Source organism: Pseudoalteromonas sp. 5Ae-yellow, assembly GCF_014077565.1.
Lineage (GTDB): Bacteria > Pseudomonadota > Gammaproteobacteria > Enterobacterales > Alteromonadaceae > Pseudoalteromonas.
This window is the reverse complement of sequence record NZ_JACGWD010000049.1, coordinates 18,951-34,987: the sequence shown is the minus strand read 5'-3', so window position 1 is coordinate 34,987 and position 16,037 is coordinate 18,951. Positions and strand designations below refer to the sequence as shown.

The following is a 16,037-nucleotide window of genomic DNA, read 5'->3' as shown; positions in this document are numbered from 1 at the left end:
TTGGTCAGGAAAATCTCGAGATTGGACAATGATCAATGAAGTAAATTTAAATCCAGAAAAAAAAGAAGCAATGCGGGCGGCATAAAATTTAACTTGATGCGACAACTAACTTGAAAAACTCCGGTTTGGACTTGCCAGATTAAGTAAAGTCGAAGACTTATCTGGCAAGCCTTCATAAAACTACAAATGTCGTGATTAACTAGAGAGCCCTATTTAACGACATACTCAGCTCTCCTTCTTAGATACTCATTATGCAACGCAAGGCTAGATTCTTTGCAAATTTCAGCAACTTGATCTAACCATTGAAAGTATTCTGTTTGCCGTTTTAATGTCCAAGCTGATGGTATTGCAGAAGCATTAGAGCACAAGTCTGCTAACTTGATACGTTTTACGGAGGAATGCTTCTTTGGAAGCACTTTAAGCACCTTTTCTCTTCGCTCCTCTAATGATAGCGATTTATCGTCAGAAAGTGCCTCTACTAACTCCAGAACACGATTACCACAGGTTTTATAGAGCTCCTCTCTAGTTACATCAGTATCCTCTAAAATGTCATGGAGTATTGCAGCACTTAGCTCATCTGCATCATCAATTTCAGCGATATCAGTGAGTAAGGCAGTCACTTCTATCAAGTGATTAATGTAAGGTGATCCATCTGACTTTCGCTTTTGCTGCGCATGATTTTTTGAAGCCAGCTCTAGTGATTTAATTAAAAGCTTATGAGAGCTCATATTAGTACCTTTTTTAAAATTTAATTACACTGCTGCTGGGGATATAAAAGTAAGCCTCAAACTTGGAATGTAGTGATCCGCTTATAGCCATCTATATCAGAGATGCTTTATGTACTCATCATATTGACGCTGAAGTTCCAACCAAGTAGCAGTACCAACTTTAGTCGCTCTGCTTAGCTGCTCAGCAAACACTAGGTCAACGGTCAAATTAGCTTCCATAAATAGTTCTAATACCTCCACCTTAATATTTAATAGAGCAGCTAGCTCTTGCATGCTGTTGTAGGTAAAGTTACTAAGGCAACGTCGCTTAAAAAACATGGAAGGGTGCTCTCTAAAGCCTCCATCTTTTCGTTTTTTAAGCTTTAAGTCACTGATGGGAATCCTAGCCGATGTCTTGATAAAGCTAAGTTTACTTATGTCGTTCATAACACCTCCATGGGGGAGCTATCTTGATCCCACGGTAAATTGGAAAACCTATTTTTCTGCTCGATTGGGAACTCATTTATGCTCATATACACTCTAAACCTTCCTTTAGTGGTCGATGATGCGTAAATAACTTCCTGTACAAATAACCACTTAGATTCAGTATCAAAAGCTGTATTAGACCAATCTAAATGCACGTCGTATCGATTAGCGAGCCGATTCCATGCCTTTGTTTGAGAACGAGCTTTCATTAAACCAATCCATGCCTCTATACGCTCGCCATTAGCATGAGCCTCTTTTAATAGCTGAGACAATCGGCGTTTATTCCTACGGCATTGTTTTCGCATTGTATTTATATCCTCTCAGCAGGATAATTCAGTTCAGGAACGGTAAGAATTTGATAAAGGTGGTAGAGCTCATAAGGCTTTAACTCCGCACACCCCTCTTCTAAAAGTTTATAAATCCTATAACTGTGAGGTTCTAGCCCATTACTGAGGGTATCCATAGCATTGGACACGAGCTGGGGGTAGCACTGACTTCTAAGTTTATCTATAGCTTTTGATTGGTACTGCTGTGGGGAAGTGTTGTACAACGTTTTACTGGTCATGCCTGCTCCTAGAGGTGAAGCGGCACGAACTTAGACGCTCCACCCAATGTTAATTGAGTGTAATCTTTATCTAAGTATCGATTTCGAATTGTGAGATTTTAAAGTACTACAGTAAAAACGATGAGGCAAGACACACGAAAAAAACTAATGGAAAAAACTACAGGTCAGTTTTTATATTTCGGTCTCCCTATAGTCCCCCAAGAACAACTTAACCTATTGATTATTAATGACAACACATCCAATCAAGCATTGGTGCCACAGAAAAGCGTCTATCCAAAGTACATTTATTCAAAGCAAACCTCAGGGTATTAAAGTTATTAAGCACAGCTTAAAAGGCGCTGCATTTTACACAAAAGCCTGGCAGGCATCAATGTTAAGAGAATACCTGCAAGCCAAAATAATGGGCTATGCCATTTAAAATATTGGTAACCGCAACCGAGCTTAAAATAAGCCCCATAATTCTACTTATTATACTTGCACCACTATCACCAATTAATTTATGTACATGCGTTGCAAGCAGTAACAAAACCAGTACAACCGCTAATACAGCAAGCATCATTGAAGACGTTAGTAATTGCTCAACCCAGGTATATTCTTCATTACGAGTCATTAATACGGCGCCTAGCATAGCGCCGGGGCTCGCGATAGACGGAATCGCAAGCGGAAAAATAGCGGTTTCAGTGCTGTCGCGTACACTTTTAATTTCGGCTTCAGGCTTACTTTCACCAAATATCATTGAAAGCGCAAAAATAAGTAATATGATACCGCCGGCTATTTGAAAAGCCGAAAGCGGAATTTCAATTGCGTTAAGTAATTGCTCACCTGCGAGTACAAAAAATAAGAGCACTAATGCAGATACGCCTACCGCTTTAAATATAACTTTACGTTTAAATTTCTCATCATCACCACGTGTGACTGCAATAAATACAGGTACAGTGCCAATGGGGTCAATAACCGCAAAAAAGAAAATAAATATAGCCAATAGTTCGTGCATTACTGGGTTTCCTAGGTAAAAAGCGCTTAATAAAAACGCTGCAACTACAACACAGTATGTTAGTATATCACGGTAGCATAAGGATAAGAGTAATGATGAATATAGAATCACTCGTAAGTAAAGCAAAACAAGTTTGTGACAACCGTGGTGCGCGTTTTACGCCTATCCGCGAGAAAGTATTTCGTCTATTAGCCAGTGCACAAGGTGGTGTTGGTGCATACGATTTGCTTGAGCAATTAAAAGTAACTGAAACAGGTGCTAAACCTGCAACTATTTATCGTGCATTAGACTTTTTAGCTGAACTAGGTTTTATTCATAAAATTGAAAGCACAAATGCATTTATGCTGTGCCATCATTTTGATCATATTCACCCGGTACAATTACTAATTTGCGATACATGTGGCTTTGTTAAAGAATTACACTCGAGTGTAATTTCGCATGAGCTTAATAATCTAGCTGCCGAAGGTGGCTTTGTCGTATCAGGTCAAACAATAGAAGCACATGGTAAATGTGAATCTTGCAGAGCATCATAATCCTTCAAAGTTATCCTTAGTGACTATACTCAAACTATATAGTCATTTCACAGAACAAATTTAAGAGTAGCCACTATGAATGTAGAATTCATCAATCCTTTTTTATCTTCTTTAATTAATGTTCTGAGCACTATGGCTCAAACTCAATTGAAGCCAGGTAAACCTCGCATTAAAACTGATGAGATAGCCTGTGGTGATGTATCAGGTTTGATTGGCATGGTTGGCCCGCAAACTCGTGGATCGTTTTCAATTACGTTTGATGAAGAGTTAGCGTTGACCATTATGGAACGTATGCTTGGCGAACGTCCTGACACTATAGACGAAGAAGTAACTGACATGGTTGGCGAAATAACCAACATGGTAACTGGCGGCGCTAAAAACTTACTAGGCGAAAAAGGGTTTGATTTTGATATGGCAACGCCTATTGTGGTATCGGGTAAGGGTCATACAATTACTCATAAAAGCCAAGGTAAAAAAATCATCATGCCATTTAGCTGTGATGCTGGTAATGCAAACATTGAAGTTAGTTTCGATAAACTATGAGTTGGCAGCAAAAGCAAATTACATTAAAGCCTCGCCCGCGAGGTTTTCATATAATTGATGATGAAATATTGTCTCAGCTGCCTGAACTGGCGAGTTATAAAGTTGGTTTGTTGCATTTATTTATTCAGCATACCTCAGCGAGCCTTACAATAAACGAAAATGCAGATCCCACTGTTCGTATGGACATGGAAAGCCATTTCAATAAATTCGTTCCTGAGCGTCAACCTTATTATCGCCACGATTATGAAGGTGACGACGACATGCCTGCACACATAAAAACCAGTACGTTAGGCTGCGAGCTAAGTATTCCTATTTCAAATGGTTATTTAGCGTTAGGTACATGGCAAGGCATTTATTTAGGTGAACATCGTGATTCTGGTGGCTCTAGACGAGTTATAGCAACTATTCAAGGGGAGCTATTTTAACAAAATCTTCAGGTTTCAAAGTATTAGCTCTTCTGTACCTCACTCATACCTCATAACTTCAAAGTACGACACCTTTCTTGTGGCGCTGAGCTCGCGCGAAGCGATAGCTTCTAACAACCAAAACTTCAATGCTGAATATTGCACATAGAATAAAGTAGATAAGAGAGATTTTAAATTATAATTTTATTTATGATTTTTAATATAGAAAATTTTGAAAGAATATAAAAAGATTGGAGCGGTACACGAGGCTCGAACTCGTGACCTCGACCTTGGCAAGGTCGCGCTCTACCAACTGAGCTAGTACCGCATTTTTATTTCTTTAGTTATTTTACGCTTAAGCGCGACAGGTCGCGTTCAACATTCTAGCAACTGAGCTAGTACCGTATAACTAAATTTACTATCACTACAATTTCTTTTGGTTAGAAATTGGAGCGGTACACGAGGCTCGAACTCGTGACCTCGACCTTGGCAAGGTCGCGCTCTACCAACTGAGCTAGTACCGCATTTTTCAGTTATTTTATTGATGCGCAATAAATTGCGTTCAACATCCTAGCAACTGAGCTAGCTTTTATTCACTTCAATTTCTTTTGGTTAGAAATTGGAGCGGTACACGAGGCTCGAACTCGTGACCTCGACCTTGGCAAGGTCGCGCTCTACCAACTGAGCTAGTACCGCATTTTCACTTCTTCAGTTATTTTACGTTGGTGCGCGACGGGTCGCGTTCAACATTCTAGCAACTGAGCTAGTACCGCATTTTTTATTTCTTCAGTTATTTTACGTTGGTGCGCGACGGGTCGCGTTCAACATTCTAGCAACTGAGCTAGTACCGCATTTTTTATTTCTTCAGTTATTTTACGTTGGTGCGCGACAGGTCGCGTTCAACATTCTAGCAACTGAGCTAGTACCATATTTATTGATGGTAATTCAATCACTCAAACACACTAACCCCGCGTGGGTTATCGTCTTGAGCGGGGCAGGATTCTACAATAATCCGATGTGTTTGCAAGTGTTTTTTACAAATTAAAGAAAATTTCTCTATAGACTTTTAATTCCATAATCGAATCTTTAATATCATCCAGAGCAAGATGCGAGCCTTTTTTGTTCACTTTTGCAAGAACTTCTGGTTTCCAGCGACGTGCTAATTCTTTAATAGTACTTACGTCAAGATTTCGGTAATGGAAAAAATCTTCAAGCTCGCGCATATATTTATTCATAAAGCGGCGATCTTGCCCAATTGAATTACCACACATTGGTGATACACCCGCAGGCACCCACTGCTTTAAAAAATCTAAAGTTTGTGCAACGGCATACTCTTCATCGAAAGTACTTGCTTTACAGCGCGCTGTTAAACCTGACTTTCCATGCTGAGTAGTACACCACTCGTCCATACCATTTAGTAATTCATCACTTTGATGAATAGCGATAGTTGGCCCTTCGGCTAATATATTCAAGTCTGCGTCAGTGACAACCGTCGCAATTTCGAGTATTTTATCGGTCTCTGGTTCGAGCCCTGTCATTTCAAGATCGAGCCAAATTAAATTTGATTTATTAATAGTCATAATTACCTAAGCGGTGCTTTCCTTTAGATCCAACGCATTTCGATATATCATATTAGCATCAACCGTCGAGCTAAAGCTTTTTTTAGGAAAAGCGACATTTAATTAAGGTTATAGGCCTCCAGTGGCAAAACAAAAAAAATTAAGTAAAGGCCAATCGCGTCAGATCAAGGCCAATCACCAAAAGCGCATTAATAGCGCAGACTCAAGACCGGCTAAAAAAGGGGCGCAAGAATGGCAAACCGATAACTTAGGTCAGGTCGAGAGCGCAATTGTGATCAGTCGTTTTGGCCAGCACGCCGATGTCGAAACTGAAAATGGCGATGTACTTCGCTGTAATATACGCCGTACCGTGTCTAATTTAGTATGTGGTGATGAAGTATTGTTTCGCCGTGCCAAAGTAAGTGAAGGCGATTTAGCCGGTGTAATTGAAGCCACGCAAGAGCGTCGTTCGCAACTTACCCGCCCTGACTTTTACGACGGTGTAAAAGTTATTGCAGCAAACATTGACCAAATATTAATGGTATCAGCTGTATTACCCGAGTTTACCCCTAGTATTATCGACCGTTATTTAATAGCCTGTGAAGATATGGGTATTGAGCCAATTTTAGTGCTCAATAAAACCGATTTAATTGACGAAGCAGGCCTTAGCGAAATACAAAAAGTTCTCGATATCTATCGTAAACTTGATTACCAAGTACTCCTTGTTAGTAATATATCAGGCGATGGTATTGATAAATTAAAAGAAGTACTTGTTGATAAAAATAATATTTTTGTTGGCCAAAGTGGTGTGGGGAAATCAACCCTCGTTAATACTGTATTGCCTAACGCTGAAATATTAACTAAAGAAGTATCTGAAAACAGCGGCTTAGGCCAGCACACAACAACAGTTTCGCGACTACACCATTTACCAAGTGGCGGTAACCTAATCGACTCGCCAGGAATTCGTGAATTTGGATTATGGCATTTAGATGTTGAGCGTGTAACGTGGTGTTTTAAAGAGTTTAGAGAATTTATAGGCGGGTGCCGCTTTAGAGACTGTAAACATTTAAACGATCCGGGTTGCATAGTTAAAGAAGCTGTAGCCGATGGCAGAATTTCTCAATTGCGCTTTGACAGCTACCACCGAATTTTAGAAACAATGGCCGATGGCCGTGCAGGCGCCCGTGCGCCTCGCGTATAATTTAGGATAAATACTGTGAGTTTAGACAAATTTAAAATCGCAATGCAGTACGCAATGCCAAAACATTTTATTTCACGCGTAGTAGGTAAATTAGCTGCTGCAAAAGCGGGCGCTTTAACAACTACTTTAATTAAACTATTTATTAAGCAATACAAAGTAGACATGAGCGAAGCGCAATACCCAGATCCGGCTCATTATAAAAGCTTTAATGAATTTTTTACTCGTCCTTTAAAAGACGGCATGCGCCCAATGGTAGAAGATAGCAATATCATCACTCAGCCAGTGGATGGCGCAATCAGCCAGCTAGGCGATATTGTTGACGGACAGCTAATACAAGCTAAAGGTCACGATTACAGCTTACAAGCGCTACTAGGCGGCTCACAAGATGACACAACACCATTTTTAGGCGGTAAGTTTGCCACTATTTATTTAGCGCCTAAAGATTACCACCGTATTCATATGCCAATTGATGGCACCCTAAGCAAAATGGTTTACGTGCCAGGAGACTTATTTTCAGTAAATCCACTTACAGCGCAAAACGTGCCTAACTTGTTTGCACGTAACGAACGTGTGGTAGCAATTTTTGAAACTGAAATTGGTCCGCTTGCAATGGTACTTGTTGGCGCAACAATTGTAGCCAGCATAGAAACTATTTGGGCCGGTACTGTCACGCCACCAGCAGGTAGCGATGTATTTAGTTGGAAATACCCAACCACTGGCGATAATGCCATCACGCTTAAAAAGGGTGAAGAAATGGGCCGCTTTAAATTAGGCTCTACTGTGGTACTTGCATGGGGTGCTGATAAAGCGGAAATACTGGACGATCAATTACCTGAAGTGGTTACTCGCTTAGGTACTGCGTTTGCAAAAATTAACGACTAAAATAAATCGTTAATTCGAAATTAAAAAAACCGCGTTTAATTAACGCGGTTTTTTATTTTTGAAGGGGTAAAGCCTGCACACGCGTAAAGCGCCGCTTTTAATATTTATAACTGATAGCTATTAATTGGCTTCTCTAAAGCGAAGCGCCCTCTTAACCTCTTTGTGAATAAATCACTTAAGATCTTATTGCACTAAGAGAAGCAAAAGAGATGTAAATGAGAAGACATCTGGCATAGAAATTACGAGCTTTGCTCGTCACGCCAGCAAGCTGTGCGTATACAAGTTTGGTGTAAGAATTTTGATGTACTGTGGCGTGAAGCTTGCTCACGCGAAAAGCGCAGCTTTTAATTCTTTAACGCCACATGTAATAACAAGCACAAGCCCCTCAAAAACCTATTTACCACACTCTTTACACTCTGAATCTTTAATCACTTTAAAGTGCTGCTGCTTTAAAGTAAGCGCATCAAACGTTATAAATACACATCCCTCTGCATGCCCCATTAATAAGTTGAGCGTAAGTTGCGCCTGCATAGAGCCAATTACACCCAGTAGCGGGCTAATCACTCCTGCGTTACTGCAATTTATAACGGGTGTAGCTTCGCTTTGTGGAAAAACACAGCCATAACATGGGCTATCACTTTGCCTAAAGTCAAAGCCCATTAACTGCCCTTTAGTTGCGAGTGCAGCACCAGAAATTAACGGTGTTTTATTAGCAATACAATAACGATTAACACAATAGCGAGTGCTAAAGTTATCAGAGCAATCAAGTACTATGTCAGCCCCTTTTAGCATGTAGGCTGCATTACTCTCATCTAATTTTTTACAATGCGTTACTATTTCTATTTGATTATTAAGACTCGCTAATACTTTACCTGCGGCGGCGACCTTGTTTTGCCCTAAGTGATTTATTTTATAAAGCACTTGGCGCTGTAAATTTGAAAGCTCAACCTCGTCATCGTCAATTAAAATAAGCGTTCCAATACCCGCCGCAGCTAAATACAAAAGTGCTGGGCTACCTAACCCGCCTGCCCCAACAACCGCAACCGTTGAAGTTTTAAGCGTTAATTGCCCTTCAAGCCCTACTTCTTCAAGCAATAAATGGCGGCTGTATCGTAAGGTTTCTTTATCGCTTAGCTCATTCACTTTTACTGACCATATTAAGATTAGCCTTGTTAGTATTAATGTGCACTGCTTATGGCCACTTGCAGAGCGCTTATAGCCTCTACGTAATTATCAGCCTCGGTAATCGCACGCACTACGGCAACACTGCCTACGCCGGTTTTAGTTACCTGCTCAGCACGGCTTAAATCTATACCACCTATTGCTACTGTTGGGTAACTTTGCATAAGTGGTACAAACTTAATGAGCTTTTCAAGACCTTGTATTTGACCTGTCATGTCTTTTGTTGTGGTTGGGTAAATAGCACCAAATGCCATGTAACTAGGGCGATAATTATGCGCACGCAGCATTTCATAAAAACCATGAGTCGAAAGCCCAAGCCTTAACCCAGCGTCTTTAATTGCTGCCAAATTAGCAATCTCTAAATCCTCTTGCCCTAAATGCACACCATACGCACCATGTTTAATAGCTAACTGCCAGTAGTCGTTTATAAATACCTGTGCGTTGTATTGCTTGCCCAGCTCAACAGCTTGCTTAATGAGCCCATCAAGCTCGTCTTGCGTTTTATTTTTAACACGTAACTGCGCTGTTTTAATGCCTTGTTGTAGGCACTTTTCTAACCAATCGGTACTATCTACAACTGCATATAAGCCAAGCGACTTACTTTCGCACGTTGCAAAATCAGCAGCCATATTAAAATCAAGCGGCACATCAAAATCGAGTTCATCACCAAGCCAGCTACCTGGCTCAATCACTTGTGGGTAATCTGCTAAATTAGTGGGAAATGAAGTCTGAGCAACCGGTCCAATTCCCTCGCCGTAGCGTACAGACTGTTTTAGCCCTTGGTTTATATATGCTTTAGCTAAAATAAAGGCGTCTTTTAATGGGTAGTCTTTAGCTAAACACGCAGCTATTACCGAAGCCATGCTACATCCGGTGCCGTGGTTATGCGGTGTTTGTATTTTTTGATTACCAAGCCAATACTCTTCACCATTTTGCGTAAAATTATTTACACAATAATCAATGCAATAACCACTTGGGTAATCCCAATGCCCGCCTTTAATAACAACGGCTTTTGCACCCCAGCTTAATAGCTTATTAGCCGCTTCTTTTATTGCCGCAGGGCCAATTAAATACACACCGGTTAATAACTGTGTTTCGTGGGTGTTTGGGGTTATTACATCCACCAGCGGCAGTAAACATTCTTTAATTGCGCTTACCGTATCTTCTTCTGTTAGTAAGTCACCGCTTGAGGCAATCGCAACAGGGTCATATACAATAATGGGAGGCACTGGCCACTTAGCTTTATAATGACTTATATGTTCACTGATTAACTGAATTTGCTGCACGTTAGCTAACATACCAATTTTTATCACTTTGGCTTTCATGTCTTTTTCAAGCGCTAGTAACTGCGATTCAATAATATCCGTAGACACTGCATTAATAGCCTCCACACCTAAACTATTTTGCGCAGTAAGCGCTGTAATTGCCGTGCAGCCATGCACACCAAAACTTTGCATTGCTTTTATATCAGCTTGAATGCCTGCACCGCCGCCAGAGTCAGAGCCGGCAATTGTCCATACTACGTTATTCATATTTTTTCCTTCACTGCTGATGCCAAAATGGCATCCCCATTGTAGGGGTTGATGGGGCTGCTACGTCTTTTTCCGGCATCGCTTTTGCTTTGTATGCAAAGCGCCCCGCTTCAACTGCGGCTTTAAATGCGCGGCTCATAGTAATTGGGCAACCCGCCCCTGCAATGGCTGAATTTAATAATACCGCATCATACCCCATTTCGAGTGCTTGGCAGGCATGCGATGGCAAACCTAAACCTGCATCTACTATCAATGTAGTATTGGGTAAGCGCTCTCGAATAGTTTTTAAATTATAGCTATTTAACAAGCCTTTGCCTGTACCTATTGGTGCTCCCCACGGCATAAGAACCTCACACCCTAGCTCATTTAAACGCTGGCAAAGTACTAAGTCATCGGTGCAATAAGGCAGTACCTTAAAGCCATCATTAATCAATATTTTTGTCGCTTCAAGTAGCGCAAAAGGATCTGGTTGTAAATTGTAATCATCGCCAATCAGCTCTAGCTTTATCCAATCGGTGGCAAATACCTCTCGGCACATTTTTGCAAGCGTTATCGCTTCTTTAACACTGTGGCACCCTGCGGTATTAGGCAGTATTTTTAAACCTGTATTTTTTATTAACTGCCAAAAGTCATCACCCGCTGCTGCACTTTGTTGGCGTCTTAGCGACACAGTTACTATTTCAGCCCCAGAGGCAACTATCGATTGGGTCATAATATCGGGCGACGGATAAAGCGCAGAGCCTATCAATAAACGACTCTTTATTTGCTCTCCATAAATAGTTAAACAGCCTTTAGTTTGCATGAGCTTTATCCGCCTTGAATGGGCGATAGCAACTCAACACTGTCGCCTTCATTAAGTACATAGTTACTGTGCTGACTTTGTGGAATAAATTCGCTATTAACAGCAACAGCAAAAGGCGCGGCTGCACCAAAACTTTGAAGTACCTCAACGAGCGCTTTGCTATTAACATTAAGTAGCTCGCCATTAATTGTAATGTTCATTTTATTCTCACTCTATTCGTGAAACTGCTTGCGCCACTAATGCCGGCGCCAACATATAACCATGTCGATATAAGCCGTTAATGCTAATTACATTACCAACTTGTGATACTTCTGGGCGGTTATCGCTAAATGCGGGGCGTAATCCAGCTTGAATATTAAGTAGTCGTGCTTCGGCAAACCCGCTATGTACGGTATAAGCGGCTGAAAGTAATTCAAGGGTTGAGCGCACTGTTGCCGCGCCGCTGTCTTGCGATTCGATTTCGGTCGCACCAATTACATATTCATTATTGGGTTTAGGCGCTATATAAATTGGATAACGCGGATGCATTAAACGCACGGGCCTGATTAAACTTACCTCTGGTGCGTATAACCTTGCTACTTCGCCGCGCACACCTCTAAGCGGTTTATCAACTTGAGTATTTTTAGCACCAAGCCCACGGCAATCAATAATGTAATCGAATGGTCGATTATTTATTTTGTTGTCGCTAATGGTTACGCGCTGATTAAATACAAACTTTACTTTGCGTTTGTTGAGCTGTGCAAAGCTGGCTTTATAAAATGCTTGGTTATCTATTTGCCCCTCGCAGGGTAAAAATAAACCTTGATTAAAGCGCCCTGCAAGTTCAGGTTCAAGCTTTGTAATTTGTTGAGCATTTATATGCTCGGCAGTGTGATCAGCTAGCGGTTTTATACGCTGTGCAAAGCTTTGTAAATCGCCTTTGTCCTGTTGGTGCGCAATGACCAAAGTGCCTTGCTGCTGAAAAAAAACCTCACTTTCAAGTTCAGCAATAATACCCGGCCAGCGCTTCATTGAATCAAGGCCCATTAAAGCTAAATCAGCCTCGCATAACACCGACTCAGCAAGCGGGGCGAGCATTGCCGCTGCCACTTTACCTGCGCTATTTTGTGTATGCTCGTCGTCTGCTTCAAACACCGTTACATGATGATGTTTGCTCAGCGTAAGCGCAGCTAACCTGCCCGCTAAACCAAACCCAACCACCGCAATGTTATAAAACATAAAGGCCTCCAAAAGCAGTTACTAGTAGTACATAAGTAGGTGCGAATTCACTCGCACTTCTTCAACTTTTAAAGAAGCGAGGTATAACACCTCACCTACGTCTGCATCTCTTGCAATAATTGTTTTATACCGCTTTGTGGTAAATCTCTGAGCCTGTTTGCTTAAACTCAGCTGATTTAGCTTTCATTTCGGCTTCTACATCAACCATTTTAATTTCAATAGCCTCGCCAGCATCATTTGGATCAATACCTCGTGTTTCTAAATCTTTAGCGTAATCACGCACTTCTTGGCTAATTTTCATAGAGCAAAATTTAGGACCACACATAGAGCAAAAGTGAGCCACTTTGCCTGATTCTTGCGGCAAGGTTTCATCGTGATATTCGCGAGCACGCTCTGGATCTAAACCAATATTAAATTGATCATGCCATCTAAACTCAAAGCGCGCTTTTGATAAGGCGTTATCGCGCTCTTGCGCGCCAGGGTGACCTTTTGCTAAATCAGCGGCATGCGCTGCAATTTTGTAGGTAATTAAGCCTTCTTTAACATCTTCTTTATTTGGCAGACCTAAATGCTCTTTAGGTGTTACATAACAAAGCATTGCACAGCCGTACCATGCTATTTGAGCCGCCCCAATACCCGAGGTAATATGGTCGTACCCTGGTGCAATATCGGTGGTTAACGGACCTAATGTATAAAATGGCGCTTCGTCGCAATGCTTTAATTGCTCATCCATATTGGCTTTAATCATGTGCATTGGCACATGACCTGGGCCTTCAATAAATACCTGTACATCGTGCTTCCACGCAATTTTAGTCAGTTCACCTAATGTGCGTAGCTCACTAAACTGCGCTTCATCGTTAGCATCAGCAATCGAACCAGGGCGAAGTCCATCACCAAGTGAAAAACACACATCGTATTGTTTTAAAATTTCGCAAATGTCTTCAAAGTGCGTGTATAAAAAATTTTCTTTATGATGCGCCAAACACCACTTAGCCATAATTGAGCCACCGCGCGACACAATGCCGGTCACGCGTTTAGCCGTCATTGGTACATAACGAAGTAATACACCGGCGTGAATAGTAAAGTAATCAACGCCCTGCTCGGCTTGCTCTATAAGCGTATCGCGGAAAATTTCCCACGTTAAATCCTCAGCCACACCGTTTACTTTTTCAAGCGCTTGATAAATCGGTACTGTGCCAATAGGGACAGGCGAGTTACGTACAACCCATTCGCGCGTTTCGTGAATGTAGCGTCCCGTTGATAAGTCCATCACGGTGTCTGCACCCCAGCGGGTAGACCACACCATTTTTTCTACTTCTTCTTCAATAGATGAGCTAACCGATGAGTTACCAATGTTGGCGTTAACTTTAACTAAAAAGTTACGCCCTACAATCATAGGTTCGGTTTCTGGGTGGTTTATATTATTTGGTAAAATAGCGCGACCACGGGCTATTTCGTCGCGTACAAACTCTGGGGTAATAAATTCAGGAATACTCGCACCAAACGACTCGCCTTTATGCTGAGCGGCTAGTAATTCTTTACGAATTTCTGCACGTCCCATATTTTCGCGAACGGCTACGTATTCCATTTCAGGAGTAATAATTCCTTGGCGTGCGTAGTGCATTTGCGTTACGTTTTTACCCGCGATACCACGGCGAATTTTTGGAAGGTGATCAAAGCGAATATGATCCAGCCCTTCATCCGCCATGCGTTGCTGCGAAAACTGCGACGTCACTGATTCTAAAACCTCAGTGTCACTACGGCTTTCAATCCACTGTTCACGAAATTTTGGTAAGCCTTTACGCACGTCTAGTTCAAAATTAGGATCGGTATACGGGCCCGACGTATCGTAAACACGAAGCGGATCGTTTGACTCATAAACAGGGTTTTCATCTGTGCCGCCAATAAACGTATCACTTAACGTGATTTCACGCATACCAACGCGCACGCCTGGTTGAGTACCTTCAACGTATACTTTATGAGAATTTGGGAACGGTTGACCCGTTAAGTTATAAATATATTCAGACGCGGCAGCACGAGTTTCTCGGCGTGACGCTTTATTTGTAGTATTTGACATGACTTGCCTCATTGCTTAAGGGTTGTCTTGTCAGATATTCCGAGGAATAGAGAAAGATCGTAAAGTAGCGTACATGCTACTTTGCAGCCTAAAAAAACAAAATCACTTTATTGTGCGCATAAAAAAAGACGCACAAGCGTCCTGATTTAGGCAGCTTGTTCCCTACGCAGGTATTAACCTGATCAGGTTCACGGATCCCGCTTTCGCGATCTCAGCCACAAACTAATTACTTAGCTTTGGCACTCCGACAAGTATTGATATATAAATTCTGTTCATTGATTTGAAGGTATTACCCAACAAATCTGCACTGAGTGTACGTCAGTTAAAAACTGCCCGCAAGGGGCTGTTTTTCAAAAACTTAAAATTATTTAGGGATAAACACAAATGTTTGCTCGCCTTGCATGACTAATTGCTGGTCTTGCATTTTAAGCTCGGCACCTTGCTTTAAGGCTTGTAATAACTGCTGCTCAAACTCATCAAGGTCTTCGCCGCACGACTTGCGCGTCATTCCTAATTTACTTACGGTAAGGTTACTTTCTTCAAGCGAGCCCTCACCAAAAAATTTGTTACAGCCAGCAAAACCGTTTACTTGCAGTGCCTCAATAAAGCTCATTGATGCATTAAACGAAGGTGGAATTGCTAAACCATCAACACGTGATAATTGCCATTGGGTGTATTTAAGCTGCTCACTGGTAACCGTCCCTGTTGATGCGCAACCAACACATAAACCGACTATAAGCATCGGTATTGCTGCTAATTTCATGCTACTACTAACTAATTGTCTAATTAATATAATTGTAACAATATTTATGCCCTTTATCCGTTAAAAATGCATGTTTTAAATGTAAATTTTTGTTCTATGATAGTTTAAAAGTTATACAATTAAGCACTAAGTTGTAGTTTTGAATACGTTATCTATTTGCTCTGGTAAAAACGGCCTACCTTTTTCATTAACGGACGTTCCTATAACCAGTGCATTGAGCATTACTTTTTCATCGCTTTTACGTATAACCGTTTGCTTAAACGCAAATTTTAAACGACTAATACGCTGCGGCTCTACAGCCACATAAAATTCATCCCCAGGTAATAGTGAATGTTTATAGTCCATTTCGCTGCGCATCACGACTAGGTTAATTTTATCTTTCGCTAATTGAGCAAAATCAATACCGTGTGCGTACAAAAATTCATGGCGAGCATGCTCTAAATAATTAAAATAAACACTGTTATTTACGATACCTTGTAAGTCACATTCGTAATCACGTACTTTGAAGTCAACTTTAAAGGTCATATTAGTAATCCTGATTATTTAACGTATAATTGCCGCGTTTATAGCACATGTGTTTAAATAATTG

18 protein-coding genes, 3 tRNA genes and 1 riboswitch are annotated in these 16,037 nt (G+C 41.2%); of the genes, 5 read left to right on the top strand and 16 right to left on the bottom strand.

All coding sequences use genetic code 11. The features are described 5' to 3' along the window. Nucleotides 1-209: 209 nt before the first annotated feature. From H4J63_RS13590 to H4J63_RS13575, 4 genes are all read right to left on the bottom strand, one after another. A complete protein-coding gene (locus H4J63_RS13590) occupies nucleotides 210-728 on the bottom strand; it encodes an HD domain-containing protein (RefSeq protein WP_138577945.1) in 519 nt (172 codons plus the stop codon). A 96-nt stretch (nucleotides 729-824) separates the two neighbouring features. Next, nucleotides 825-1,154, bottom strand: coding sequence for a hypothetical protein (locus H4J63_RS13585; protein ID WP_138577943.1), 330 nt, complete (start codon nucleotides 1,152-1,154; stop codon nucleotides 825-827). Next, nucleotides 1,151-1,465 carry a hypothetical protein gene (locus H4J63_RS13580; RefSeq protein WP_182197064.1) on the bottom strand — a complete coding sequence of 105 codons (315 nt, stop codon included), beginning with the start codon at nucleotides 1,463-1,465 and terminating at the stop codon, nucleotides 1,151-1,153. The genes H4J63_RS13585 and H4J63_RS13580 overlap by 4 nt, the downstream gene beginning before the upstream one ends. Before the next feature lie 666 nt (nucleotides 1,466-2,131). Continuing rightward, nucleotides 2,132-2,752 (bottom strand): MarC family protein, encoded by a 621-nt coding sequence (locus H4J63_RS13575; RefSeq protein ID WP_024589771.1) that lies wholly within the window; start codon nucleotides 2,750-2,752, stop codon nucleotides 2,132-2,134. Nucleotides 2,753-2,847: 95 nt separating this feature from the next. Between H4J63_RS13575 and H4J63_RS13570 the strand changes: the two genes are divergently transcribed. The 3 genes from H4J63_RS13570 (at nucleotide 2,848) to H4J63_RS13560 (ending at nucleotide 4,253) form a co-directional block, all read left to right on the top strand. Continuing rightward, nucleotides 2,848-3,285 carry a transcriptional repressor gene (locus tag H4J63_RS13570; protein WP_007580267.1) on the top strand — a complete coding sequence of 146 codons (438 nt, stop codon included), beginning with the start codon at nucleotides 2,848-2,850 and terminating at the stop codon, nucleotides 3,283-3,285. A gap of 75 nt (nucleotides 3,286-3,360) precedes the next feature. Further along, a complete protein-coding gene (locus H4J63_RS13565; protein ID WP_166419386.1) occupies nucleotides 3,361-3,828 on the top strand; it encodes a chemotaxis protein CheX in 468 nt (155 codons plus the stop codon). Next, on the top strand, nucleotides 3,825-4,253 hold the full coding sequence (locus tag H4J63_RS13560) for a secondary thiamine-phosphate synthase enzyme YjbQ (protein ID WP_024595808.1): 429 nt from the start codon (nucleotides 3,825-3,827) through the stop codon (nucleotides 4,251-4,253). The genes H4J63_RS13565 and H4J63_RS13560 overlap by 4 nt, the downstream gene beginning before the upstream one ends. A gap of 231 nt (nucleotides 4,254-4,484) precedes the next feature. Here the strand turns inward: H4J63_RS13560 and H4J63_RS13555 are convergent. The 4 genes from H4J63_RS13555 to orn form a co-directional block, all read right to left on the bottom strand. Continuing rightward, nucleotides 4,485-4,560 (bottom strand) — tRNA-Gly (locus H4J63_RS13555). Nucleotides 4,561-4,680: 120 nt separating this feature from the next. Continuing rightward, nucleotides 4,681-4,756 (bottom strand) — tRNA-Gly (locus tag H4J63_RS13550). Nucleotides 4,757-4,852: 96 nt separating this feature from the next. Next, nucleotides 4,853-4,928, bottom strand: a tRNA-Gly gene (locus H4J63_RS13545). A 338-nt stretch (nucleotides 4,929-5,266) separates the two neighbouring features. After that, complete coding sequence (orn, locus tag H4J63_RS13540; protein WP_024606369.1) at nucleotides 5,267-5,812, bottom strand: oligoribonuclease; 546 nt, start codon at nucleotides 5,810-5,812, stop codon at nucleotides 5,267-5,269. A gap of 121 nt (nucleotides 5,813-5,933) precedes the next feature. On the opposite strand from orn, the gene rsgA reads away from it, so the two are divergent. Together rsgA and asd are read left to right on the top strand one after the other, a co-directional pair. Then, a complete protein-coding gene (rsgA, locus tag H4J63_RS13535) occupies nucleotides 5,934-6,992 on the top strand; it encodes a small ribosomal subunit biogenesis GTPase RsgA (RefSeq protein ID WP_024606370.1) in 1,059 nt (352 codons plus the stop codon). A gap of 15 nt (nucleotides 6,993-7,007) precedes the next feature. Next, entirely contained in the window at nucleotides 7,008-7,874 is an 867-nt protein-coding gene (gene asd / locus H4J63_RS13530; RefSeq protein ID WP_024606371.1) for an archaetidylserine decarboxylase, read from the top strand. Between the two features lie 393 nt (nucleotides 7,875-8,267). Here asd and H4J63_RS13525 read toward each other — a convergent pair whose 3' ends face one another. The 8 genes from H4J63_RS13525 to H4J63_RS13490 all read right to left on the bottom strand — a co-directional run bounded on the left by H4J63_RS13525 (nucleotide 8,268) and on the right by H4J63_RS13490 (nucleotide 15,973). Then, nucleotides 8,268-9,017: a HesA/MoeB/ThiF family protein gene (locus H4J63_RS13525; protein WP_182197063.1), complete on the bottom strand. Its 750-nt coding sequence runs from the start codon at nucleotides 9,015-9,017 to the stop codon at nucleotides 8,268-8,270. Nucleotides 9,018-9,052: 35 nt separating this feature from the next. Further along, the gene (thiE, locus tag H4J63_RS13520; RefSeq protein WP_024606373.1) at nucleotides 9,053-10,588 is read right to left on the bottom strand and encodes a thiamine phosphate synthase; all 1,536 of its coding nucleotides are present in this window, start codon (nucleotides 10,586-10,588) and stop codon (nucleotides 9,053-9,055) included. A gap of 10 nt (nucleotides 10,589-10,598) precedes the next feature. After that, on the bottom strand, nucleotides 10,599-11,390 hold the full coding sequence (locus H4J63_RS13515) for a thiazole synthase (RefSeq protein WP_182197061.1): 792 nt from the start codon (nucleotides 11,388-11,390) through the stop codon (nucleotides 10,599-10,601). Between the two features lie 5 nt (nucleotides 11,391-11,395). After that, nucleotides 11,396-11,590: a sulfur carrier protein ThiS gene (gene thiS / locus H4J63_RS13510; protein WP_024606375.1), complete on the bottom strand. Its 195-nt coding sequence runs from the start codon at nucleotides 11,588-11,590 to the stop codon at nucleotides 11,396-11,398. 7 nt (nucleotides 11,591-11,597) lie between these two features. Then, nucleotides 11,598-12,608 carry an FAD-dependent oxidoreductase gene (locus tag H4J63_RS13505; protein WP_182197059.1) on the bottom strand — a complete coding sequence of 337 codons (1,011 nt, stop codon included), beginning with the start codon at nucleotides 12,606-12,608 and terminating at the stop codon, nucleotides 11,598-11,600. A gap of 124 nt (nucleotides 12,609-12,732) precedes the next feature. Further along, complete coding sequence (gene thiC, locus H4J63_RS13500; RefSeq protein ID WP_024606377.1) at nucleotides 12,733-14,685, bottom strand: phosphomethylpyrimidine synthase ThiC; 1,953 nt, start codon at nucleotides 14,683-14,685, stop codon at nucleotides 12,733-12,735. Nucleotides 14,686-14,827: 142 nt separating this feature from the next. Then, a riboswitch (TPP riboswitch) is annotated at nucleotides 14,828-14,942 on the bottom strand. A 107-nt stretch (nucleotides 14,943-15,049) separates the two neighbouring features. Next, nucleotides 15,050-15,448, bottom strand: a complete 399-nt coding sequence (locus H4J63_RS13495; protein WP_010555269.1) for an META domain-containing protein — start codon at nucleotides 15,446-15,448, stop codon at nucleotides 15,050-15,052. Nucleotides 15,449-15,574: 126 nt separating this feature from the next. Further along, complete coding sequence (locus H4J63_RS13490; protein ID WP_010555268.1) at nucleotides 15,575-15,973, bottom strand: thioesterase family protein; 399 nt, start codon at nucleotides 15,971-15,973, stop codon at nucleotides 15,575-15,577. Nucleotides 15,974-16,037: the final 64 nt, after the last annotated feature.

What these genes read in the sequence shown, in the direction of transcription:
- H4J63_RS13590 (WP_138577945.1), bottom strand. Translation starts at nt 728, where the DNA reads ATGAGCTCTCATAAGCTTTTAATTAAATCACTAGAGCTGGCTTCAAAA.
- H4J63_RS13585 (WP_138577943.1), bottom strand. Translation starts at nt 1,154, where the DNA reads ATGAACGACATAAGTAAACTTAGCTTTATCAAGACATCGGCTAGGATT.
- H4J63_RS13575 (WP_024589771.1), bottom strand. Translation starts at nt 2,752, where the DNA reads ATGCACGAACTATTGGCTATATTTATTTTCTTTTTTGCGGTTATTGAC.
- H4J63_RS13570 (WP_007580267.1), top strand. Translation starts at nt 2,848, where the DNA reads ATGAATATAGAATCACTCGTAAGTAAAGCAAAACAAGTTTGTGACAAC.
- H4J63_RS13565 (WP_166419386.1), top strand. Translation starts at nt 3,361, where the DNA reads ATGAATGTAGAATTCATCAATCCTTTTTTATCTTCTTTAATTAATGTT.
- H4J63_RS13560 (WP_024595808.1), top strand. Translation starts at nt 3,825, where the DNA reads ATGAGTTGGCAGCAAAAGCAAATTACATTAAAGCCTCGCCCGCGAGGT.
- orn (WP_024606369.1), bottom strand. Translation starts at nt 5,812, where the DNA reads ATGACTATTAATAAATCAAATTTAATTTGGCTCGATCTTGAAATGACA.
- thiE (WP_024606373.1), bottom strand. Translation starts at nt 10,588, where the DNA reads ATGAATAACGTAGTATGGACAATTGCCGGCTCTGACTCTGGCGGCGGT.
- H4J63_RS13515 (WP_182197061.1), bottom strand. Translation starts at nt 11,390, where the DNA reads ATGCAAACTAAAGGCTGTTTAACTATTTATGGAGAGCAAATAAAGAGT.
- thiS (WP_024606375.1), bottom strand. Translation starts at nt 11,590, where the DNA reads ATGAACATTACAATTAATGGCGAGCTACTTAATGTTAATAGCAAAGCG.
- H4J63_RS13505 (WP_182197059.1), bottom strand. Translation starts at nt 12,608, where the DNA reads ATGTTTTATAACATTGCGGTGGTTGGGTTTGGTTTAGCGGGCAGGTTA.
- thiC (WP_024606377.1), bottom strand. Translation starts at nt 14,685, where the DNA reads ATGTCAAATACTACAAATAAAGCGTCACGCCGAGAAACTCGTGCTGCC.
- H4J63_RS13495 (WP_010555269.1), bottom strand. Translation starts at nt 15,448, where the DNA reads ATGAAATTAGCAGCAATACCGATGCTTATAGTCGGTTTATGTGTTGGT.
- H4J63_RS13490 (WP_010555268.1), bottom strand. Translation starts at nt 15,973, where the DNA reads ATGACCTTTAAAGTTGACTTCAAAGTACGTGATTACGAATGTGACTTA.